Consider the following 20,906-nt stretch of genomic DNA (forward strand, 5'->3'; position numbering starts at 1 on the left):
TGCGGAGCAAAAATATGTCATCGGGGTTTGCCGAGGTGTTCATGCGTCAATGCTGCATGGACGGTTCGCGTTTTTTCACCAGTCATCTCCACCGATATTCGGGATGACCACTTTCCCGATTTTCATGTTTTGACAAAACCCCTCTGCCGCTTCCTCGGGATGATTTTTTATAAAATCAAGTCGTTTTTGGGTTTTTTGCGCACGGTAATCTGCGGGCAACTGATGTATCTCTTCGACAAGTTCGACACGCAATCCGAGCGCTCCAGCAACAGCAATAAGCTTGTCCACTGAAAAATCGCTTTGACCTTGCTCGAACAGGTAGAGCATTTTTCGGCTAACACCGGATTGTTGCGCTAACGCCGATTTGCCGATCCCGAGATAGGATTGGCGGTCAATCATTCGGCGGATTATCTCGTCCTTCTTCATGTGTAATATATTACGCATAAGCATTCTTGCTGCCAAGCGATCTATCCGTCAAAAAACCCCGATTCAGAAAACATTCACTTGGAATGAATCTTTGAGAAAAAAACAACACATTTTTGAAAGGGGCTTGCAATCATCTGCCTACCCCGACTTCAACTCTTTCACAACAGCCATCGAACGCTGCTTGCAAGATACCCGCACCATCCACGCCAAAGCGCTCAATTCACTATTAAGCCTGAACTTCCAAACCTTCCAGAAGGTTCTGTTATGACCGCGCAAGGTATAGCAACAGAAAACTGAAAATTCATCGCTTTGGATTTCTACATTTTTCTGCTGATGAACGCCTGCTGATCGGCGGCGTATTGGGCACGGTGATCAGGAAACTGGGCGCACTTGCCAGGAGTTGAAAGTCGTCTGCTCGCATGAAAAGTGAAAGAGTTGGCTGAACGGCAAGTAATGCCGGTCGGTCCCCCGGTTTCTTAGCCAGCAACCGGCCGCACAAGGCTTGCCGCCAGTTTGGCGCGGCGCCGGGCTTCGTTAGTGTCGTCGGCGCTGGCAACGGCGACGCCCATGCGACGCTTGACGAAGCTTTCCGGCTTGCCGAACAGGCGAATGTCGGACTCGGGCACGGCCAGAGCATCGGCCACGCCTTCGAAGGCGATGCCCTGCCCCTCCATGCCGCCATAGATCACCGCCGAGGCCGCCGGGCGGCGCATTGAAACATCGACCGGCAGCCCGAGGATGGCACGGGCGTGCAGTTCGAACTGGGAGAGTCGCTGTGAAGCGAGTGTCACCAACCCGGTGTCGTGGGGGCGTGGGCTGACCTCGGAGAACAAGACCTGATCGCCCTTGACGAAAAGTTCAACGCCAAAGATTCCGCGCCCACCGAGCGCCGCCGTTACCCGGCCGGCGATTTCGCGCGCGCGTTGCAACGCTAGCGGAGACATTTGCTGCGGTTGCCAGGATTCGACGTAGTCGCCCGCTACCTGCACATGGCCGATCGGCTCGCAAAAGAAGGTTTCCACTTCACCGGAGAGGCCAAAGGCACGCACGGTCAGTTGGGTTATTTCGTAATCAAAAGCCACGAATCCTTCGACAATAACGCGCGATTCCTTTACCCGCCCGGACTGTAGCGCACACTTCCAGGCCGCTTCGACATCCTGCGGCCCGCGCAGCAAGGACTGCCCCTTGCCGGAGGAAGACATGACCGGCTTGACCAGGCAGGGATAGGCAATCATGGTGTCAATGAGGGCTTGCAAGTCGGCCAGCGAGTCGGCGAAGGCGTAGGGCGAGGTGGGCAGTCCCAGTTCCTCGGCGGCGAGGCGGCGAATGCCTTCCCGGTTCATGGTGAGCAGGGCGGCGCGAGCGGTGGGAATTACCTCGGCGAGGCCAATTTTCTCGATCGTAACCAGCACCGAGGTGGCGATGGCCTCGATCTCGGGCACCACCAGATGCGGCCGCTCGGCCTCAATCAGCGCCCGCAGTGCCGCCGCATCGGTCATCGTAATGACGTGCGAGCGATGTGCCACCTGCATGCCCGGCGCGTCGGCATAGCGATCGACGGCAATGACTTCGACCCCCAGGCGTTGCAAGGCGATGATGACTTCCTTGCCCAATTCGCCAGCACCGAGCAGCATGACTTTGGTGGCGGAGGGGCTAAGGGGCGTACCAATGCGGGAAAGATCAGGAGCAGACATGGCGGTTTGGGTAGTTTTGAGAATGAAATTGATCGTTATGGTAGCCTTTAGTGCACTCATTGGACAGTGCCGAACATGCTCACAGTGTCGGAAACCCGGTCAGAAATGCCGCCTGAAATTTCCCGTAATGGACAACAGGGAGCAGAATCACACTGCTGCAAGCCGCATCATTAGGCGATCTACCGGCATGCAGGCTGCAGACCCAATGGATACGGCACTGTTCAGCAATATGGCTTGTAGATCGCCTGTCCACACGGTCTGCAACCACTGACCATGAATTAAGTGCAGAGCCGCCAGACTCCATTCCCTATTGTCGGAAAGACCGCTGGGGACTCAGAGCCTGTGTGTAATTTATAGCGGGTAAGTATCATTCGTTTTCAACGAAAGCGCTGCGCCTCGCCCAATCACGCACGGCGAATTCGGTCGAGTTGCGTGCGATTTTTCTGTTTTCATCGCTCAGTAGTCCAGTCCAGTCCTTCCAGGTAGCGCAATGCTAAGGTAGTATTCCAAAGGATCGTTTAACATTCATTCGCAATAATCATGATGATTATTGTTAACAGTCATACTCTAGCGGTGCCTGCACCCTGCTCTACGGCATGGGGTAGGCAACGATCACAGATCGGTGCTGTCAAACGAGGTGTTTTTACCGTGCCATATAAAGGAGAGAAGCTTTGAAGATTCTTGTTCCAGTCAAGCGGGTGGTTGATTACAACGTCAAGGTGCGGGTCAAGGCGGATGGGACGGGTGTTGATATTGCCAACGCCAAGATGTCGATGAACCCCTTTGACGAAATCGCGGTTGAAGAAGCGGTTCGTCTGAAGGAAGCCGGTATTGCCAGCGAAGTGATTGTCGTTTCCGCCGGTATCTCCAATTGCCAGGAAACCCTGCGCACGGCGATGGCCCTCGGCGCCGACCGCGCCATCCTGATCGAGACCGATGCCGAATTGCAGCCCTTGGCCGTCGCCAAGCTGCTCAAGGCGGTATGCGCCAAGGAGCAGCCGCAGATCGTTCTGTGCGGCAAGCAGGCCATTGACGACGACGCCAACCAGACCGGGCAGATGCTGGCCGCGCTGATGAACTGGCCGCAGGCCACCTTCGCCTCGAAGCTGGTGGTAGCGGGCGGCAAGGCAACGGTCACGCGCGAGATCGACGGCGGTCTGGAAACGATCGAGATTGCGTTGCCGGCACTGGTGACGAGTGACCTGCGGCTCAACGAACCGCGTTACGCGACGCTGCCCAACATCATGAAGGCCAAGCGCAAGCCGCTGGAGATCATCACCCCAGCGGCGCTGGGCGTGGATGTGGCGCCCCGCCTGAAGACCTTGACCATGGCCGAGCCGCCCAAGCGCGCGGCTGGCATTCTGGTGGCGAGTGTGGCCGAACTGGTAGCGAAACTGAAGAATGAAGCGAAGGTGATCTGACATGGCTATTCTCGTTATTGCTGAACACGACAACACCGCAATCAAGCCGGCAACCTTGAACACGGTGACCGCCGCTGCCAGGATTGGTGGCGAAATTCATCTGCTGGTAGCGGGTAGCGGCTGCAGCGCCGCCGCCGCCAGCGCGACGAAGATCGCTGGCGTATCGAAGGTATTGCTTGCCGATGCGGCACACTATGCCGATCATTGCGCAGAGAACATCGCGGCGCTGGTGGTGGCCCAGGCACCGGCTTACAGCCATGTTCTGGCTGCCGCCACGACGACCGGCAAGAACTTCATGCCGCGCCTGGCGGCGTTGCTCGACGTGGCCCAGATCTCCGAGATCGTCGCCGTGCTGTCAGCGGATACTTTTGTGCGTCCGATCTATGCCGGTAACGTGCTGGCGACGGTGCAGTCGTCGGATGCGGTGAAGGTGATTACCGTGCGCACGACGGGATTCGAGGCGGCCGGCGAGAATGGATCGGCAACGCTGGAAAACCTCGCGGCGGCAGCCGATCAGGGCCAGAGCAAGGTGGTTTCACGCGAATTGACGGTATCGGCAAGGCCGGAACTGGCGGCCGCCAAAGTGGTCGTTTCCGGCGGGCGCGGTCTGGGCAACGGGGAGAACTTCCACAAGCTGCTCGAACCGCTGGCCGACAGGCTCGGTGCGGCATTGGGTGCGTCGCGTGCGGCGGTCGATGCCGGCTACGTGCCGAACGATTTTCAGGTCGGGCAGACCGGCAAGATCGTCGCGCCACAACTCTATATCGCCGTCGGCATCTCCGGTGCCATCCAGCATCTGGCCGGCATGAAGGATAGCCGCGTGATCGTGGCCATCAACAAAGACCCGGATGCACCAATCTTTCAGGTCGCCGATTACGGCCTGGTCGGTGACCTGTTCGAGCTTGCCCCCGAACTGACAGCAGCCCTCGACTGATCAGAAAAAAAGGGGAAACCGAATCATCTGACTGGCTCAATTGTCGCTACGCTGGAAAGCGTAGCGACCTGAAGGTGGTGCCTACATATTCGGGTAATTCGGCCCTTCCCCGCCCTGCGGCACAACCCAGGTGATGTTCTGCGTCGGGTCCTTGATGTCGCAGGTCTTGCAATGCACGCAGTTCTGCGCGTTGATCTGCAGGCGAGGATTGCTGCCGGCCTCGTCGCGCACGATCTCGTACACCCCCGCCGGGCAGTAACGCTGTTCGGGTGCGTCGTAGAGCGCCAGATTGACGCTGATCGGGACTGACGCATCCTTGAGTGTCAGGTGGCACGGCTGGTCTTCCTCGTGGTTGGTGTTGGAGAGATAGACCGACGACAAACGGTCGAAGGTGATCACGCCATCGGGCTTGGGGTAGGCGATCGGCTGGCAATCGGCCGCCTTCTTCAGCTTGGTGTGATCGGCAGCGCTGTGGTGCAGCGTCCACGGTGCCTTGCCGCGGAACAGGATCTGGTCGATGCCGAACATCAGGCTGCCAAGATGCAGACCCTTGGCCATCCACGGCTTGAAGTTGCGCGCCTTGTGCAGTTCCTCGAACAGCCAGCTCTGGCGGAAGGCGTCAGGATAGGCTGACAGTTCATCACTCCTTCGTCCGGCGACAACGGCGTCGAAACAGGCTTCCGCCGCCAGCGTGCCGGTCTTGATCGCGCAGTGCGATCCCTTGATGCGCGAGGCGTTGAGGAAACCGGCATCGTCACCGATCAGCGCGCCACCGGGGAATACCAGCTTGGGCAGGGATTGCAGGCCGCCGGCGGTGATCGCGCGGGCGCCGTAGGCAATGCGCTTGCCACCTTCAAGAAACACGCGCAGGGCCGGATGGGTTTTCAGGCACTGAAACTCTTCGTAGGGCGACAGATAGGGGTTGCTGTAGCCGAGGCCGGTGACGAAACCGACGGCCACCAGATTGTCTTCCATGTGGTACATGAAGCCGCCACCGTAGGTTTGCGCGTCGAGCGGCCAGCCGCCGGTATGGATGACCAGCCCGGCTTGATGTTTCGCTGGCTTGATTTCCCAGAGTTCCTTGAGGCCGATGCCATAGACCTGCGGGTCGGCGCCTGCGCGCAGATTGAATTTCTCTTCGAGTTGCTTGCCGAGCTGGCCGCGACAGCCTTCGGCAAACAGCGTGTATTTGGCGTGCAGTTCCATGCCGGGCTGGTAGGCCGGGCCCTGGCTGCCATCCTTGAGCAAACCCATGTCGCCGGTGGCGATGCCTTTGACCGAACCGTCGTCGTGGTAGAGCACCTCGGCGCCGGCAAATCCGGGGTAGATCTCGATGCCAAGCGCTTCAGCCTGCTGGCCGAACCAGCGGCAGAGATTGGCCAGACTGATGACGTAGTTGCCTTCGTTGTGGAAGCAGCCGGGCAACATCCAGCTCGGGATTTGCGAACTGCCGCCTTCCTTGAGCATGAGGAAACGGTCTTCGCTGACCGCTGCCTTGAGCGGGGCGCCGAGCGCCTGCCAGTCAGGAAAGAGTTCGGCGAGCGCGCCGGGATCAAGTACCGCTCCGGAGAGAATATGGCCACCGATTTCGGCAGCTTTCTCGATCAGGCAGACATTGATCTCGCCGCCCTTCTCCACTGCCAGTTGTTTCAAGCGGATCGCCGCAGCCAGCCCGGCCGGGCCACCGCCGACGATCAGGACATCGTATTCCATGGATTCTCGTTGCATAATTTTCCTCGCGTCTTTAGTGTGAAAGTCGCGCCAGCGACTCACGAATCTCCCCTCGCCCTCTGGGAGAGGGGTAGGGGGTGAGGGAAACGGGCATGACTTTCATTAATTCTATGCGCCTTTCAAAGCCATGCCCGTTAGTCGGTTGCCGTGTTATTCGGTTGTGATGTGCTTTTCAATACGGTATCGTATGGAAAAAGACGCTGCGGCGTCAAGTCATCAATAAATCACAGGAGTTTTCATGGAGTCTACGCACAAGCCATCACATAAGCCGAGAAAGCTTGTTCTCACTATCCTGATCCCCATCCGCTGGGGCGATATGGATGCCTATGGCCATGTTAACAACACGCTGTATTTCCGTTACATGGAGCAGGCTCGCGTTGAGTATCTGGAGAGCAATGGTTATCCGATCATACCCAAAGGCACGGCGCCGGTGATCATCAACGCCAGTTGTACCTTCCTGATTCCACTCACCTATCCGGGCAATGTCGAGGTGAAAATGTTCTTTGGCGCCCCAGGTCGCAGCAGCATTCCGTCGAGCTACGAAATTCGCTTGCAGGGCGACGATACCCTCTACGCAACCGGCGATTCGAAAATCGTGTGGACGGACATGGAGAGTGGAAAATCAGTGCCGATTCCGGAGGATTTGCGGGCGCTATTGTCCGAAATGTAAAATAGCCTCTGCAAAATTAAAAAATCGTTTTTGACCGGAGAACAAGCATGAGTACGCTGGGTGCGATTGGCAATTTTCTATGGTTCATTCTGGGCGGTGTACTGATGGGCCTGGGCTGGTGGCTGGCCGGTCTGCTGGCCTTCATTTCGATCGTCGGCATCCCGTGGGGAAAAGCCTGTTTCGTGATCGGGCAATTCGCCTTCTTCCCTTTCGGCAAAGAGGCCGTGAGCAGAAAAGAGTTGTCCAGGCAAGAGGACATCGGCACCGGTTTTCTCGGCCTGCTCGGCAATATCATCTGGTTTATCGTGGCCGGCTTGTGGCTGGCCATTGGCCACCTGCTTTCGGCGGTGGCGTGTTTCGTGACCATCATTGGCATTCCTTTCGGCATCCAGCACCTCAAACTGGCGCTCATCGCACTGGCACCCATCGGCATGACGATTGTCGATAAAGAGGTGGCCGCCGTCGTACGCGGGGAAAATGCGCAAGCGGCCATTTCCAACCGGCGCCAGGACTCTTGAACTTGGCAACTCCTTCCTGAAAAATTTTTGCTGATGACCATGAACATTGCCATTGATATCGTTTCCGACCTCGTTTGCCCCTGGTGTTTCATTGGCAAGCACCGTTTGGCGAGTGCTGTTGGGCTGGTACAGGAAAAATTCCCTGAAGCGCGCTTCCAGCTCAACTGGCTGCCGTACTTTCTTAACCCCGATACGCCGCCCAAGGGCGAGCCTTACCGTGCTTTTCTCGAAGCCAAGTTTGGCGGGGCGAAGCAGGTGAACAAGGCGCTCGCTGAAGTGGCCGAAGCTGGGCGCGAGGTCGGTGTCGAGTTCGATTTCGAGCGCATTGTCACTCGCCCCAATACCCTGCGGGCACACCGCTTGATCTATCGCGCACAGTCGATCGGCCATCGGCCGGGCGAGATTGCAGCGCTGGTTGAACGTCTGTTCGTCGGCCACTTTCAGCGCGGCGAAGATATCGGCGACAGTGCAACGCTGGCCGAAATAGCCGTTGAATCTGGCGATCGCAAGGGCGACGTAATTGCTTACCTGGAGAGCTTCGAGGGCACGCCGCAAGTGCAGTCGCTGGTCGGCAAGGTCGGCGGACTGGGCGTTAGCGGCGTGCCGTTCTTCATCATCCAGCGCCGTCTGGCGGTGTCGGGAGCGCAAACCGCCGTGGTCATGGCAGCGGCGATCATGCAGGCGATGAAGCCACCAGGGTAAATTTGTTGTACCGCTAACCCATTGATTTACTGTCATTCCGGGCTTGACCCGGAATCCAGTTAGTTTATCAAACATGTCGTTTAACATCTTGATCAGATGGACGAATCTGGATACCGGCCTTCGCCGGTATGACGGTGGATGGTTAGAACAAATTTATCCTGATGCAACCACCGGCTTGAGTGACGAAAGCCATCCGAATATAGTAATGTGGCATTTTCTGAAGATTTGACCCTCCAGTGACGCCTTCTACTTCCCGACGCTACCTTGAATCCCTCGCGCGCAACGGCCAATTGACGGCTGCTGGGCTGGATGGCGCACTACGCCAAATTGGTGTTTTCCCGGATGCAGCCAGTTGGCGGCAATTTGCCGATCGCCTGTTGCTTGCTGCAGGAAGCTTGCTGCTGCTGGCTGGCGTGGTGTTTTTCTTTGCCTTCAACTGGAACGACCTGCACCGTTTTGTGAAAATGGCTCTGGTGGCATTGCCACTGATGCTCTCGACCAGCGTAGCGGCGCGTCTGGGCATTGATGGTTTGGTGGGAAAAGCCTGGCTGGGCGCGGCGGTGGTGCTCACCGGAGTATTGCTGGCGGTGATCGGGCAGATCTACCAGACCGGTGCCGACAGCGAGTTGCTTTTCGCCGGCTGGGCGGTGCTCGCCTTGCCGTGGGTGATGGTGGCCTGCGCGCCCTGGCTGTGGCTGTTCTGGCTGGTTCTGGCGAATACGGCCCTTGCGCTGTTCATGTTCGGCCGCCTGGATATCTGGACCATTTTCCTTTTTTTCGATGCGATATTCTGGGGACCGCTGCTGTTCAATGCGCTGGCGCTATTGCTCTGGGAGTTACTGTGGTCGCGCAGCGACTGGATGCGAGTCGCCTATGCCCCGCGTTTCATCGCTTTGCTGGCGGCGGCAGCAGCCACCGGCCTTGGCGTGAGTTGGTGGTTCATCGGCCAACAGGGAAATTGGCGGCTGATGCACTATGTACCCTGCGTTTATTTACCGTGGCTCTTCATGATGCTGTGGTTCTATCGCCAACGGCGGCGGGACATCGTTCCGCTCGCGACGGCGGCACTTTCCGCCATTGCCGTACTTACCGCCGGCTTGATCGAAGGCTTGTTTGATAACCGGCATTTCGATGTTGCTGCCTTTTTCATTGTTGGTGCGGCCGTGGCGGCGATGACGGCTGGCGCAGCGGTCTGGCTGCGCCATACGGTCAGCCAATGGAAAGGGTAATGAGGACTCCCGATGCTTGAATCCTTGCTCAACGAACTGCGTGCCGAGGGCCACTTGCGCGGCGAGATTTCGCCATCGGTACCAGAAGAAGCCGGCGTGTCGCACTGGATTGTCGCGCTGCAGGTGATCGGCGGCTGGCTGGCTGCCATTTTCATGCTGCTCTTTCTCGGCATGGGGGCAGCGCCGCTGATCAAGGGTGCGTCGAGCTGGGTTGTGGTGGGGCTGATCATGACTGCGCTGACGGGCCTGTTGATCGGGCGAGTCGTACCCTCTGGTCAGTCAGGAAGCATGGTATTGCGCCAGTTTCTGCTGGTCGCCAGCCTGGCCGGTCATGGCGCACTGATCGTCGGTGCCAGCCTGTTCGGCAAGGACGAGGAAGGTACTTCCTTCTTCATGATCGCCATCTACGAGAGCGTTCTGTTGCTGTGGGTGGCCTGGATGCCGCACCGCCTGGTCGCCGCACTGGTTGGTGCCGGAGCATTGGTGGCGGCGGTCGATCTGACATTCTCACTGGAACTGGCGCGCAACTGGCTTGGTATTTATTGGCTCGTCGCCTGTCTGCTCTGGCATCAGGAGCCACGCTGGCAGGCACAACGGTACGCTGAAGCCGTTCATGCGCTGGCGAGTGCGCTGACCTTGCTGTGCTTTGCCTACGCACTGAGCGGTTTCTTCGCCGGTAATTTTCTTGGTTTTCACAAGGGTTTCCGCTTCGATGCGGCATTGGTTTGCACGGTGAGCATTGCGTTTGTACTGATCCTTGCCCGTCCGCTGGTGAACTCGGTGCGCAACCTGCTTGCCGTTGTTCTGCTGGTTGCGGCTCTGGGCGTGACCTGGCAGGCGCCGGCCGTCGGCATGGGCGCGCTGGCGCTGGTATTCGGCTTTGCGCGTGGGCATCGCTGGCTGATGTGGCTGGGCGGCGCCTTGCTGGTGTTCGGCGTTGGCCGTTATTACTACGACCTGCAAATGATTCTTCTGCACAAATCGGCTTTGATGGTTCTCGGCGGTTTGCTGCTGCTCACGGTCAGAGCCTTGATCGTGGGCCAGGAGGATCGTGCATGAAGCGGGCTTTGTGGATCTGGATCGGCCTGGCCTGTGTGCTGGGCGGCGCTGGCTGGGGGGTGTGGTCGAACGAGCGCATTCTCGCCGAAGGGCGGGTGGTGCTGCTGGAGTTGGCGCCAATGGACCCGCGCTCGCTGATGCAGGGTGACTTCATGGCGCTCAATTACGCGCTCAACACGTCGCTGCGCCAGAAGCAGGTGCGCGAGGACGGTTACGCCGTAGTCCGCCTTGATGCACGCCAGTTAGCGACGCTGGTGCGGACTCAACCTGAATTGACCGCAAACACGGAACCGCTTGCTGCCAACGAAATGGTCATTCGCTACCGGGTACGCAACAATCGCCTGCAGATTGCCACCAACGCCTTCTTCTTCCAGGAGGGTAGCGAGCCGGAATTCCGCAATGCGCGTTATGGCGAGTTTCGTGTCGGCAGCAACGGCGAACCCCGACTGACTGCACTGCTCGATGGCGAGTTGAAACGACTCGGCGAAAATCGCTACTGACCGCGTCAATAGGCGATCTACACAGCTATACCGCCGAGAACCCCATGCAGCCTGCCTTGCCGGGCATCGGTCTTGTAGATCGCCATTCCACGAGCCTTACAGAGGCGTTGATCCTGAAAACTTCAGATCAAAACGTGAACAGAATTCACCGCATTCTCCCCTCTCCCACTTGTGGGAGAGGGGGAAAAACGGTGCGCGCTGCAGGGGGGGTTTTGTTTCAGTTCGTCCGGCTTTGATTGATTACGCAGTCAGAGAATCTTCCCGGGATTCATCAGGCCCTTCGGATCAAGAGCCTGCTTCACGCTGCGCATCATTTCCACTTCGAGCGGGCTCTTGTAACGCAGCATTTCATCGCGTTTGAGTTGGCCGATGCCGTGCTCGGCGCTGATGCTGCCACCCAGTTGGTGCACGATGTCATGGACGATCAGATCGACCTGCGGCTGCACGGCAATGAACGCAGCGTTCTCGATCGCCTCGGGCTTCGACTGGTTGTAGTGCAGATTGCCGTCGCCGACATGACCAAAGGTAACCGTGCGAAAACCGGGAAAAGCCTTTTCCAGCGCCGCGTCGGCGCGCTCAAGAAACTCTCCAATAGCAGAGATCGGCACCGAAACGTCGTGCTTGATGCTCAGGCCCTCGATCTTCTGCGCTTCGCTGATGTCCTCACGCAGCGCCCACAGTCGCCTGGCCTGCTCGCTACTCTGCGCCAGCACCGCATCACTGATCGTCCCGCTCGCCAGCGCTTGTTCGAGAAAGCCTTCCAGCGCAGTGTTTAGCGTCCCATCCTCGCCTGAGCCTGAGAGTTCAACCAGTAAATACCACGGGCTGTTCGCAAGCGGCCGCTGCGCGCCCGGAATGTGGTTGAGCACCAGGCCAAGCGCGACATCGGAGACGAGTTCGCAAGCCGTCAAGGTAGCCCCGAAAGCGCCTTGCAACTCGCCGAGCAATTGGACCGACGCCAGCGGCGATTCAATCGCCAGCCAGGCGGTAGCTCTGGCCTGCGGTAGCGGAAAAAGCTTCATGACCGCCGCTGTAATGATGCCGAGCGTCCCCTCGGCGCCGATGAACAACTGCTTGAGGTCGTAACCGGTGTTGTCCTTGCGTAGCGCGCGCAGGCCATTCCACACCTCGCCGCTGGCCAGCACCACTTCCAGCCCGAGCGTGAGTTCCCGCGTATTGCCGTAGCGCATCACCTGCACGCCTCCGGCGTTGGTCGACAGATTGCCGCCGATCTGGCAACTGCCTTCCGCCGCCAGCGATAGCGGAAACAGGCGCCCGGCTGCCAAAGCCGCTTCCTGCAGGCTCTGCAGCAGGCAACCGGCCTCGACCGTGATGGTGTTGTTGGCCGGATCAACCCCCCGGATACGGTTCAGGCGGGACAGGCTGATCAGCACCGCCGCGCCGCCTTCATCCGGAATACTCGCACCGCACAGGCTGGTATTTCCCCCTTGCGGCACCATCGCCACTCCGGCCTGCGCACAGACGCGCACGACGGCAGCCACCTCCTCGGTTGACGCCGGTCGCACCACGCAACGGGCCGCTCCGAGATAACGCCCACGCCAATCGGCGAGGTGCGGTGCCATGTCACCCTCCCCCGACAAGACATTATGAAAACCGACGATGGCAACAAACTGTTCGATCAAATCCACGCTGGACACCAATGACTTTCAGAAAAAACGATTTAACAATAAACCTAGAAACCGCAATTAACCACGAAGTTCACAAAGAACACGAAGAGAAGCAATGAGTTAGTACGCGTTGACAGATAACTTGTTGGGTGAGTCTGCCAATCTTCATATTGCCTTGTTGTTCTTCGTGTTCTCCGTGCTCTTCGTGGTTTGACAGAGTTTTTTAGGATAAAGAGTGGCAAAGAGATTCCGGGGCGAATGACCATCTACGAAGCCGGGCAGATAGTTAATCAAAGTCAAGGCACGCCTTTGAAGTGTGAAAGAAGAGGAAATCAGCCGGTAAAAATGCATTCAGAATTTTTTTAATACTGCGGCGGTGGTTTGTCGGCACAGGTTACCTGAGTGAAAGAGTGCTAACGACAACTGCCTGGGTTTTTGGCGCTTGATTTCCTAAAGCCGCAATAACGCCAATACTGCCAAATGCAAGGTTCGCGAAGCCAACCTCGAACATCCAATCGGGCCTGTCTGTTTCCCATCCAAGTCATTTCGCGTCGGATTTGTGGAAAATAACGTGGCGCACAAACGCCAGAATCCCAACAATGCCAACGGTTGTAAGAGTTACCACGCTGAGCGAAGCCTGTGGATTGCTCGAAAAATAATAAAACCCGAAGAAAATGCCAATGGAGCCAATCATCATGCCGACATAGCTTAGAATCGCTGCCAAAAAAATCTCCTTGATGTAGGTAGCATTGTCCCTCAACGAGTTGCCTTGCGATAGTTTTTCCGCTGCAGTCGAGTAATTTCTCCGACTTGTATTTGCTTTGATTTGGGTAACGAGCCAGTGAATAATCGGTGACAAACAATCGGTGGCAGACTCCAATTGTTTGGCCAATCTGCGGCACTCTCTTCCCGATACACAAATACGGCTACCCCAGAAACCTCATGGATAGGCGATCTGCAACACATGCACTTGAAGAGTGGCGTATTCATTGGCTCTACAGGACACATCTTTGTAGAGCGCCAATTGGTAAGGCTTTCAGGCTGGTGCCATAATTCTGGGCAAACATCAGGATGTCTATCCGCGAATGGTTACTTCCGCCTCAACCTGATAGCCATGCTCGCCCACCTCGATTTCACGAACTCCGATCTGGAACGAGGTTAAGGCTGAAGCCTTGAAAACTGGCCCGGCAGAAAGCAATACGCCAGTTCCTTGGAACTGGCGTATTGCTTGTTTCTTTACCGAGTGCTGATCACATCAATTCAGCATCAATCAGCAATCGCTGCCTGCGCGGCCGCCAATCGTGCAATCGGCACACGGAAAGGTGAACAGCTCACGTAGTCGAGCCCGACACGATGGAAAAACTCGATCGAAGCCGGATCGCCGCCGTGTTCGCCGCAAACACCCAGCTTGATGCCCGGGCGTACCTGGTGACCTTTTTCTACGGCCATCTGAACGAGCAGGCCAACACCCTTCTGGTCGATCGACTGGAATGGGTCCTGCGCGTACATGCCATCCTTCAGGTAGATCGGCAGGAATTTGCCGATGTCGTCGCGCGAAAAGCCGAGGGTCATTTGCGTCAGATCGTTGGTGCCGAAGGAGAAGAACTCGGCCTGCTTGCCAATGCTGTCGGCAACCAGCGCACCGCGCGGCGTTTCGATCATGGTCCCGACCAGATAAGCGATCTCGGTGCCACGCTCGGCAAAAACAGCCGATGCCGTGTCACGGATGACCTTGGCCTGGGCGTTGAATTCACGCACCGTGCCAACCAGCGGAACCATGATTTCGACCTTGACGTCGCTGCCCTTGGCCTTCGCGTTCAGTGCCGCCTCGATGATGGCACGGGCCTGCATTTCGGTGATTTCCGGATAGCAAATTCCCAGACGGCAGCCACGATGTCCCATCATCGGATTCGATTCGTGCAGGTCATCGACGCGATGCTTGATGTTCTCATACGAAACACCCATTTCGTTCGCCATGACACGCTGATTGGCTTCGTCATGCGGCAAAAACTCATGCAACGGCGGGTCAAGCAGGCGGATAGTCACCGGCAGGCCGTTCATTTCACGGAACAGGCCCTCGAAATCGCCGCGCTGGATTGGCAGCAGCTTGGCCAGCGCCTTGCGGCGGCCGTCTTCATCCTTGGCCAGAATCATTTCGCGCACCGACTTGATGCGGTCACCTTCAAAGAACATATGCTCGGTGCGGCATAGGCCAATGCCCACGGCACCAAAGTTGCGGGCAACCTTGGCATCATCCGGGGTATCGGCATTGGCGCGAATGGCCAGGCGCTTGTAACGGTCGGCAAGCAGCATCAGCGTGCCGAAGTCGCCGGAAAGTTCGGCATCCTTGGTCGGTACCTTACCCTCATAAACCTTGCCGGTAGTACCGTCGAGCGAAATCCACTCACCTTCCTGATAGACCTTGTCGCCAACCGTCATCGTGCGCGCTCTGGGATCGACACGCACCGCACCTGCACCGGAGACGCAACACTTGCCCATGCCACGCGCCACCACCGCCGCGTGCGACGTCATGCCGCCGCGTGCCGTGAGGATGCCCTTGGCAACCGTCATGCCGCGCAAGTCTTCCGGCGAGGTTTCCTGGCGCACCAGAATCACGTCCTTGCCGCCATTGACCCATACCTCGGCTTCATCGGCAAAAAAGACGATCTGCCCGGTGGCAGCGCCAGGAGAGGCCGGCAGGCCTTGCGCAATGGAGGTCGCACTCTTGATCACCTGCTCGTCGAATACCGGGTGCAACAGTTCATTCAAGCGGTCCGGCGTGACGCGCATCAGTGCCGTCTTTTCATCGATCAGACCCTGTTTCAGCATTTCCATGGCAATACGCACCATGGCCGGTCCGGCACGCTTGCCGGAACGTGTCTGCAACAGCCAGAGCTTGCCTTCCTGCATGGTGAACTCGATGTCCTGCATGTCCTTGTAGTGATTTTCCAGCTTCGTTTCAGTTTCCAGAAGCTTCTTGTAAATCTCGGGCATCAGTTCTTCCAGCGACGGGAACTTGCTCGCCCGGTCGGCTTCGCTGACCAGTGCCAGTTGCGCCCAGCGCCGCGAGCCTTCGAGCGTTACCTGCTGCGGCGTGCGAATGCCGGCAACGACGTCTTCGCCCTGCGCGTTCACCAGGAACTCACCGTTGAAAAGATCTTCACCGGACGCGGCATCGCGTGAAAACGCAACACCCGTTCCACTGTGGTCACCGAGGTTGCCGAACACCATGGCCTGCACGTTGACGGCCGTTCCCCAGGAATGCGGAATATCGTTCAATTCGCGGTACAGATTGGCACGGTCATTGTTCCAGCTCTGGAACACGGCCATTACCGAACCCCAGAGTTGCTCCCACGGGTCGGTCGGGAATTCGCGGCCGAGGCGGGTGCGAATCAGCGCCTTGAATTCGCTGACCATCTGCTTGAGATCATCGGCGCTGAGTTCCGTATCGAGTTCGACGCCCTTCTTCTCCTTGATCTCATCGATGATGACTTCGAAGGGATCGTGATCTTCCTTCGATTCGGGTTTCAAGCCCATGACCACGTCGCCATACATCTGGATAAAGCGGCGGTAGGAGTCCCACGCAAAACGTTCGTTGCCGGATTTCTTGGCCAGCCCCTCGACCGCCTGGTCGTTAAGCCCAAGATTGAGAATCGTATCCATCATGCCGGGCATTGAAGCGCGCGATCCGGAGCGGACGGAAACCAGCAAGGGATCGGCGGCATCGCCGAATTTCTTGCCCATTTCCTGCTCGACGAAAGCGATGCCCTGCCGCACTTCGGCCTCGATCAACTTACGCACGTTATCGGCCCCCTGCTCCGTATAAACCGTACACGCTTCGGTACTGATCGTGATGCCCGGAGGCACAGAGATTCCAAGACGGCACATTTCTGCGAGATTGGCACCCTTGCCACCCAGCAGATTCTTCATATCGGCTGCACCTTCGGTCTTTGAAGCGCCAAAAACATATACGAACTTATTCGACATATTGACCTCACTTAAACGGATAAAGGAAACTTACAACCTGCACGTTTCACGGATTACTTCTTGGGGAATATTCTTGAAACTCAACGAAGAGTCAGCTTGTTTCAAAACAACTGAACACTCAGTACCAGAAACTACACCAATGATTCAAGGCTCATTTGCTGATTGTTGATTTTGCCAAGTTACAAGACAGCAATTACTTGAACCTTACAAAATTACTTGAACCTTACAGAATTCGTCTCATGCAGAGCGAATCAGGAAAAATATTGTCGGCAGCCCGTTAATTGAAAGGCAATCGCTATGGCAAAGTCGTAATCGACTTTCAGGAATCATGCTCGATCAATGCCACGGCGTCAGCAGAAATGCCTTCCTCACGACCTACGAAACCAAGCCGTTCGGCAGTTTTTGCTTTTACGTTGATGCAGTCCTCGGGCACCTGCAGATCAGCGGCTATGTGTTTGACCATTCGCGGGATGTGCGGCGCCATTTTCGGGCGCTGCGCATTGATTGTCGAATCGACATTGACAATGCGCCAGCCGGCCAGGGAAAGCATTTCACGGGTGGCACGCAGCAATACCCGGCTGTCAGCGCCGCGATAGCGTTCCTCGCTATCGGGGAAATGCCGTCCGATATCACCCAGCCCGGCCGCACCAAGCAGCGCGTCGATGATCGCGTGTACCAGCACATCGGCATCCGAATGACCGAGCAGCCCAAGTTCGTGAGGAACTTCGACGCCGCCGATGATCAGCTTGCGCCCGGCCACCAGCGCGTGAATGTCGCCGCCCTGCCCGATGCGAATCATGCGTTTCTCCCCTGAAGAATAAGTTCCGCCAGACGCAGGTCGGCGGAGAAAGTAACCTTCAGATTGGTCGCATCGGCGCGCACCAGGCGCGGCTTGAAACCGGCCGCTTCAATGGCGCTCGCCTCGTCGGTCACTGCGAAATTCCAGGCCAGGGCCCGGCGCAACAAACCATAGCGAAACATCTGCGGAGTTTGCGCCTGCCACAAGCCATCACGCGGTTCGGTCGCCGCCACCCGCTGATCGGCATCGGCGCGCTTCAAGGTGTCGGCCACCGAAACGGCGAGCAGGCCGCCAACCGGATCGTCCGCCAGTTCGTCACACAGTGCAGCAAGCATCTCCTGAGACAGACAGGGACGCGCGGCATCATGCACCAGCACCCAGTCATCCTCGGCCAGAACGTTGGCAACGGTCGCCAGACCGTTGGCAACACTCTCGGCACGGGTTGAACCACCGCAGAAAACGGCTTCCAGTTTGGTACCCAGGCTCGTCCAGTCATACGCCCCCCACCACTCGTCGCCTGGCGACAGAACCACCCAGACGCGGTCAATCCGCTGACAACGGCAGAGGGCAGCGAGCGCGTGATGGATCAACGGCCGCCCGGCAATCTCAAGATACTGTTTGGGCACTGCAGACCCGAAGCGCGCCCCGTTACCGGCGGCAGGAACAATGGCGTAATGACTTGGCATCGCGGCATTCTAGCGGAAACTCAACTCATGCGGCCGGCAAGCTTGCCGTTGGACCATCAGACAATGCGGCGGGTAGCATCCACTCTCATGAACGACGTCGCCCGCTGCCTCTACCTTGTTTGCTACGACATTGCCAACCCCCGGCGGTTGCGGCAAGTACACAAGTTTCTGCTCGGCTACAAGGTGGGCGGGCAACTCAACTTCATCATCGAACGCCGCGACGCTGACCTCCTGCACCGCTACCCGCTGGTCACCTGCGAGCGCCAACTGGCCGGGCTGATCACGCGCATCGACGCGCAGGAAAACATCGCCGCCCTGCGCGGACTGGAAGGCGCGGCCGCCGCAATCTACTTTGAAGCCCTGACGGAAATCGTTCCCGAATCGCTGCATTTCAACAACCGCAATCGCCGCCCACCGAAAGACCCGGTCAACACGCTGCTCTCCCTGACCTACACCCTGCTCCATGCCGAAGCCGTGCTGGCCTGCGACCTATTTTCGCTGCTATTTTCCGCTGATTTTCCGGTCTGCCGCTATTTTCCGGTCAACTCGCGCTGATAGCGCTGCCAGTTCTGCACATAGCGTTCCGCGCTGCCGGGCAGGCCAGCGACCTCTTCATCGGTCAATTCGCGGATGACCTTGCCTGGCGAGCCGACGATGAGCACGCGATCCGGGAAAACCTTGCCTTCGGGAATCAGCGTGTTGGCGCCGACCAGCGAATTCTTCCCGATCACCGAACGGTTGAGCAGGATCGAGCCGATGCCGATCAGTGAGCCTTCGCCAATCGTGCAGCCGTGCAGCATCACCATGTGGCCGACCGTGACATCGCGGCCAATGATCAACTGGATTCCCTTGTCGGTGTGCAGCACCGAACCGTCCTGGATGTTGGTGTTCTCGCCAATGCTGATCAGGTCGGAGTCGCCACGCACGGTGACGTTCCACCACAGTTTTGTGGGTGCGCAAATCCCTTTCTTTGCGCACGCGGAACGCCCTCGCGCATCGACGACCTTGCTCCGCCTGATGGTGCGCACCCCCAAGAGTACTTCTTCAGGCTGGCGATGCCATCCTTCAGGGCGCACCCCAAGAGTACTTCTTCAGGCTGGCGATGCCATCCTTCAGGGCGCACCCCAAGAGTACTTCTTCAGGCTGGCGATGCCATCCTTCAGGGCGCAACGCAACGCGTTTCACACCCAACCAAACCGCAAGCCTGGAAGCCAATATTCATGCGCTTCTCCAGCATGATCCGTGGGAAACAGGGTAAATTTGTTCTAACCATCCGCCGTCATACCGGCGAAGGCCGGTATCCAGATTCGTCCATCTGATCAAGATGTTAAAAGACCTGTTTGATAAACGAACTGGCTCTGCATTTCCTTCGGTCAGATTCCGGGTCAAGCCCGGAATGACGTTAAATTAATGGGTTAGCGGTAGAATAAATTTACCCTGCCGTGGGAAATACAGGCAATACCATTTTGTCAGTAGCATGATAATATCCGTGCGATGATCAGGGATAAAAAAATGGCCTATTCCAAGCACAGCACAGCACAGCATCATGAAATACACGCCGCTTGTCGTTGCGCTGCTGGCCAGTTTCCCGGCCTTGACACCCCAGCTTGCTCTCGCTGCTGAAACCGCCCCGGCGCCAGCCAGCGCGCCCGCCGCCACGCCTGAACAGAACGTGCTGCCCGATCTCGGCACTCCCGCCCCCACCCAGCAAGGCAACACCAGCGTCCGCCCCGGCCCCGGCGGCATCGCCTTCGAAAGCACGTTCGACCAGCAGAAAGTCCTGGTCACACCCGAATACAGCGACCAGACCGGCCTCAGCCCGGTAGGGTGCGCAAATTCTTTTCTTTGCGCACGCGGAATCCCCCGCGTGTATCGACGGCCTTCTCTACCCCTATCGGAACGAATTACAAACCACCTCAAAACGCTGTTTGCTCTTTTTGTGCGGCATGACCATAATGACCGATATGGTTAACGCGAAGGAGTTTCAATGATTACCCAAACGAGTGCAGTTACGTTCCGGCAAAATCTGGGCGAGATGCTGAATCAGGTGCAATACCGTCACGATAGCGTCGTCATCAACAAGGATGGCAAGCCAGTCGCTGCACTGGTTGACGCCCGCCTGTTTGAGCGTATTCGTCGCATGCAAGGGCGTTTCGATGCACTTTGCCAGCGCATCGAGGCAGGTTTTTCTGACGTCTCCGAAGCGGATGGTATGGCCGAAATCGAGGCGGCTATCACAGAGGATCGTGCTCTACGTCGTAGCCAAGTATCGCGCTGATCGTGGCGAACACACTTAGGGTGGTGCTCGATACCAACGTGCTGCTATCGGGCATCGCTTTTCCCGGCAGCGTGCCTGGGAAAATCATGGCGGCATGGCGTTACGGTTCGGTAGACGTGCTGCTATCCACCTTCATAATTGAAGAATTGCGGCGCGTATTGCCACGGCTTGCGAATCGGCACGGTCTATCTGCCGCTGAAATTGATGACTTGGTGGACATTCTTGCCATCCAGGCGGAAGTGATTGAGCCTCTACCCGCCAATGAACCCGAACTGCGTGATGTAAATGATCTCCCGGTACTGGGTACGCTGCTGGCCGGCATCAAGGCTGCCGATGTTGATTACCTCATCACTGGTGATAAGGATTTGCTGGTGCTGGCTGAGCGTTTTCCAATTATTACGCCAGCGGTTTTCTGGGAACGCCACGGCGGGCCATGAGTTACCAGCCAAACTGTGGACTTCCAAGCCCGGTAGGGTGCGCAAAATCTCTTCTTTGCGCACGCGGAATTCCCCTCGCTTGATCCGCTTGGTGGTGCGCAACGCTTCGCGTTTCACACCCTATCAACAATAGGGCACCAAAAAAACAATAGGGGACAGACCACGGTTTTCTGATAGTCTGGCGCTTGATCATTCCTCCGGAGTCGC

Annotated in this window: 21 protein-coding genes; 12 read left to right on the top strand and 9 right to left on the bottom strand. The window is 57.5% G+C overall.

Annotated features, from left to right (window positions below; translation table 11 throughout):
- Positions 1-75: 75 nt before the first annotated feature.
- Together ACOYNV_RS10315 and purT are read right to left on the bottom strand one after the other, a co-directional pair.
- Positions 76-399, bottom strand: a complete 324-nt coding sequence (locus ACOYNV_RS10315) for a helix-turn-helix domain-containing protein (RefSeq protein WP_422899686.1) — start codon at positions 397-399, stop codon at positions 76-78.
- 503 nt (positions 400-902) lie between these two features.
- The gene (purT, locus tag ACOYNV_RS10320; RefSeq protein ID WP_422899724.1) at positions 903-2,120 is read right to left on the bottom strand and encodes a formate-dependent phosphoribosylglycinamide formyltransferase; all 1,218 of its coding nucleotides are present in this window, start codon (positions 2,118-2,120) and stop codon (positions 903-905) included.
- Between the two features lie 671 nt (positions 2,121-2,791).
- Here purT and ACOYNV_RS10325 point away from each other — a divergent pair.
- Both ACOYNV_RS10325 and ACOYNV_RS10330 read left to right on the top strand, forming a co-directional pair.
- Positions 2,792-3,541: an electron transfer flavoprotein subunit beta/FixA family protein gene (locus tag ACOYNV_RS10325; RefSeq protein WP_422899687.1), complete on the top strand. Its 750-nt coding sequence runs from the start codon at positions 2,792-2,794 to the stop codon at positions 3,539-3,541.
- 1 nt (position 3,542) lies between these two features.
- On the top strand, positions 3,543-4,475 hold the full coding sequence (locus ACOYNV_RS10330; RefSeq protein WP_422899688.1) for an electron transfer flavoprotein subunit alpha/FixB family protein: 933 nt from the start codon (positions 3,543-3,545) through the stop codon (positions 4,473-4,475).
- An 81-nt stretch (positions 4,476-4,556) separates the two neighbouring features.
- Here ACOYNV_RS10330 and ACOYNV_RS10335 read toward each other — a convergent pair whose 3' ends face one another.
- Complete coding sequence (locus ACOYNV_RS10335) at positions 4,557-6,203, bottom strand: electron transfer flavoprotein-ubiquinone oxidoreductase (protein ID WP_422899689.1); 1,647 nt, start codon at positions 6,201-6,203, stop codon at positions 4,557-4,559.
- 241 nt (positions 6,204-6,444) lie between these two features.
- Between ACOYNV_RS10335 and ACOYNV_RS10340 the strand changes: the two genes are divergently transcribed.
- The 6 genes from ACOYNV_RS10340 to ACOYNV_RS10365 all read left to right on the top strand — a co-directional run bounded on the left by ACOYNV_RS10340 (position 6,445) and on the right by ACOYNV_RS10365 (position 10,884).
- Positions 6,445-6,876 (top strand): acyl-CoA thioesterase, encoded by a 432-nt coding sequence (locus ACOYNV_RS10340; RefSeq protein ID WP_422899690.1) that lies wholly within the window; start codon positions 6,445-6,447, stop codon positions 6,874-6,876.
- 47 nt (positions 6,877-6,923) lie between these two features.
- Positions 6,924-7,394: a YccF domain-containing protein gene (locus ACOYNV_RS10345; RefSeq protein ID WP_422899691.1), complete on the top strand. Its 471-nt coding sequence runs from the start codon at positions 6,924-6,926 to the stop codon at positions 7,392-7,394.
- 33 nt (positions 7,395-7,427) lie between these two features.
- Entirely contained in the window at positions 7,428-8,096 is a 669-nt protein-coding gene (locus ACOYNV_RS10350) for a DsbA family oxidoreductase (protein ID WP_422899692.1), read from the top strand.
- Between the two features lie 236 nt (positions 8,097-8,332).
- Entirely contained in the window at positions 8,333-9,325 is a 993-nt protein-coding gene (locus tag ACOYNV_RS10355) for a DUF2157 domain-containing protein (protein ID WP_422899693.1), read from the top strand.
- A gap of 12 nt (positions 9,326-9,337) precedes the next feature.
- Complete coding sequence (locus ACOYNV_RS10360) at positions 9,338-10,384, top strand: DUF4401 domain-containing protein (protein WP_422899694.1); 1,047 nt, start codon at positions 9,338-9,340, stop codon at positions 10,382-10,384.
- Positions 10,381-10,884, top strand: a complete 504-nt coding sequence (locus ACOYNV_RS10365) for a GDYXXLXY domain-containing protein (RefSeq protein ID WP_422899695.1) — start codon at positions 10,381-10,383, stop codon at positions 10,882-10,884. Before ACOYNV_RS10360 ends, ACOYNV_RS10365 begins: the two co-directional genes overlap by 4 nt.
- Positions 10,885-11,132: 248 nt before the next feature.
- On the opposite strand, the gene ACOYNV_RS10370 is transcribed toward ACOYNV_RS10365, so the two are convergent.
- The 5 genes from ACOYNV_RS10370 to ispD form a co-directional block, all read right to left on the bottom strand.
- A complete protein-coding gene (locus ACOYNV_RS10370) occupies positions 11,133-12,533 on the bottom strand; it encodes an FAD-binding oxidoreductase (protein ID WP_422899696.1) in 1,401 nt (466 codons plus the stop codon).
- 520 nt (positions 12,534-13,053) lie between these two features.
- The gene (locus ACOYNV_RS10375) at positions 13,054-13,404 is read right to left on the bottom strand and encodes a hypothetical protein (protein ID WP_422899697.1); all 351 of its coding nucleotides are present in this window, start codon (positions 13,402-13,404) and stop codon (positions 13,054-13,056) included.
- A 374-nt stretch (positions 13,405-13,778) separates the two neighbouring features.
- The gene (gene ppdK / locus ACOYNV_RS10380; protein ID WP_422899698.1) at positions 13,779-16,499 is read right to left on the bottom strand and encodes a pyruvate, phosphate dikinase; all 2,721 of its coding nucleotides are present in this window, start codon (positions 16,497-16,499) and stop codon (positions 13,779-13,781) included.
- Between the two features lie 319 nt (positions 16,500-16,818).
- Positions 16,819-17,298, bottom strand: a complete 480-nt coding sequence (ispF, locus tag ACOYNV_RS10385) for a 2-C-methyl-D-erythritol 2,4-cyclodiphosphate synthase (RefSeq protein ID WP_422899699.1) — start codon at positions 17,296-17,298, stop codon at positions 16,819-16,821.
- Positions 17,295-17,984, bottom strand: a complete 690-nt coding sequence (ispD, locus tag ACOYNV_RS10390; protein WP_422899700.1) for a 2-C-methyl-D-erythritol 4-phosphate cytidylyltransferase — start codon at positions 17,982-17,984, stop codon at positions 17,295-17,297. The genes ispF and ispD overlap by 4 nt, the downstream gene beginning before the upstream one ends.
- 87 nt (positions 17,985-18,071) lie before the next feature.
- Between ispD and ACOYNV_RS10395 the strand changes: the two genes are divergently transcribed.
- Positions 18,072-18,539, top strand: coding sequence for a CRISPR-associated endonuclease Cas1 (locus ACOYNV_RS10395; protein ID WP_422899701.1), 468 nt, complete (start codon positions 18,072-18,074; stop codon positions 18,537-18,539).
- Here the strand turns inward: ACOYNV_RS10395 and ACOYNV_RS10400 are convergent.
- A complete protein-coding gene (locus tag ACOYNV_RS10400; RefSeq protein WP_422899702.1) occupies positions 18,515-19,060 on the bottom strand; it encodes a gamma carbonic anhydrase family protein in 546 nt (181 codons plus the stop codon). The genes ACOYNV_RS10395 and ACOYNV_RS10400 overlap by 25 nt on opposite strands.
- A gap of 470 nt (positions 19,061-19,530) precedes the next feature.
- On the opposite strand from ACOYNV_RS10400, the gene ACOYNV_RS10405 reads away from it, so the two are divergent.
- The 3 genes from ACOYNV_RS10405 to ACOYNV_RS10415 are packed head-to-tail and all read left to right on the top strand — an operon-like array spanning position 19,531 to position 20,699.
- Entirely contained in the window at positions 19,531-19,956 is a 426-nt protein-coding gene (locus ACOYNV_RS10405) for a hypothetical protein (protein ID WP_422899703.1), read from the top strand.
- A 15-nt stretch (positions 19,957-19,971) separates the two neighbouring features.
- On the top strand, positions 19,972-20,262 hold the full coding sequence (locus ACOYNV_RS10410) for a type II toxin-antitoxin system Phd/YefM family antitoxin (protein WP_422899704.1): 291 nt from the start codon (positions 19,972-19,974) through the stop codon (positions 20,260-20,262).
- 2 nt (positions 20,263-20,264) lie between these two features.
- Positions 20,265-20,699 carry a putative toxin-antitoxin system toxin component, PIN family gene (locus ACOYNV_RS10415; RefSeq protein WP_422899705.1) on the top strand — a complete coding sequence of 145 codons (435 nt, stop codon included), beginning with the start codon at positions 20,265-20,267 and terminating at the stop codon, positions 20,697-20,699.
- Positions 20,700-20,906 lie beyond the last annotated feature (207 nt).

The sequence above is a fragment of the Propionivibrio sp. genome, from assembly GCF_049316945.1.
Lineage (GTDB): Bacteria > Pseudomonadota > Gammaproteobacteria > Burkholderiales > Rhodocyclaceae > Propionivibrio.

Bases quoted from the DNA above. Each gene is read 5' to 3' on its own strand.
- ACOYNV_RS10315 (WP_422899686.1), bottom strand. From the start codon at position 399: ATGATTGACCGCCAATCCTATCTCGGGATCGGCAAATCGGCGTTAGCG.
- ppdK (WP_422899698.1), bottom strand. From the start codon at position 16,499: ATGTCGAATAAGTTCGTATATGTTTTTGGCGCTTCAAAGACCGAAGGT.
- ispF (WP_422899699.1), bottom strand. From the start codon at position 17,298: ATGATTCGCATCGGGCAGGGCGGCGACATTCACGCGCTGGTGGCCGGG.
- ACOYNV_RS10345 (WP_422899691.1), top strand. From the start codon at position 6,924: ATGAGTACGCTGGGTGCGATTGGCAATTTTCTATGGTTCATTCTGGGC.
- ACOYNV_RS10395 (WP_422899701.1), top strand. From the start codon at position 18,072: ATGAACGACGTCGCCCGCTGCCTCTACCTTGTTTGCTACGACATTGCC.
- ACOYNV_RS10410 (WP_422899704.1), top strand. From the start codon at position 19,972: ATGATTACCCAAACGAGTGCAGTTACGTTCCGGCAAAATCTGGGCGAG.
- ACOYNV_RS10365 (WP_422899695.1), top strand. From the start codon at position 10,381: ATGAAGCGGGCTTTGTGGATCTGGATCGGCCTGGCCTGTGTGCTGGGC.
- ACOYNV_RS10350 (WP_422899692.1), top strand. From the start codon at position 7,428: ATGACCATGAACATTGCCATTGATATCGTTTCCGACCTCGTTTGCCCC.
- ACOYNV_RS10335 (WP_422899689.1), bottom strand. From the start codon at position 6,203: ATGCAACGAGAATCCATGGAATACGATGTCCTGATCGTCGGCGGTGGC.
- ACOYNV_RS10360 (WP_422899694.1), top strand. From the start codon at position 9,338: ATGCTTGAATCCTTGCTCAACGAACTGCGTGCCGAGGGCCACTTGCGC.
- ACOYNV_RS10405 (WP_422899703.1), top strand. From the start codon at position 19,531: ATGAAATACACGCCGCTTGTCGTTGCGCTGCTGGCCAGTTTCCCGGCC.
- ispD (WP_422899700.1), bottom strand. From the start codon at position 17,984: ATGCCAAGTCATTACGCCATTGTTCCTGCCGCCGGTAACGGGGCGCGC.
- purT (WP_422899724.1), bottom strand. From the start codon at position 2,120: ATGTCTGCTCCTGATCTTTCCCGCATTGGTACGCCCCTTAGCCCCTCC.
- ACOYNV_RS10340 (WP_422899690.1), top strand. From the start codon at position 6,445: ATGGAGTCTACGCACAAGCCATCACATAAGCCGAGAAAGCTTGTTCTC.
- ACOYNV_RS10330 (WP_422899688.1), top strand. From the start codon at position 3,543: ATGGCTATTCTCGTTATTGCTGAACACGACAACACCGCAATCAAGCCG.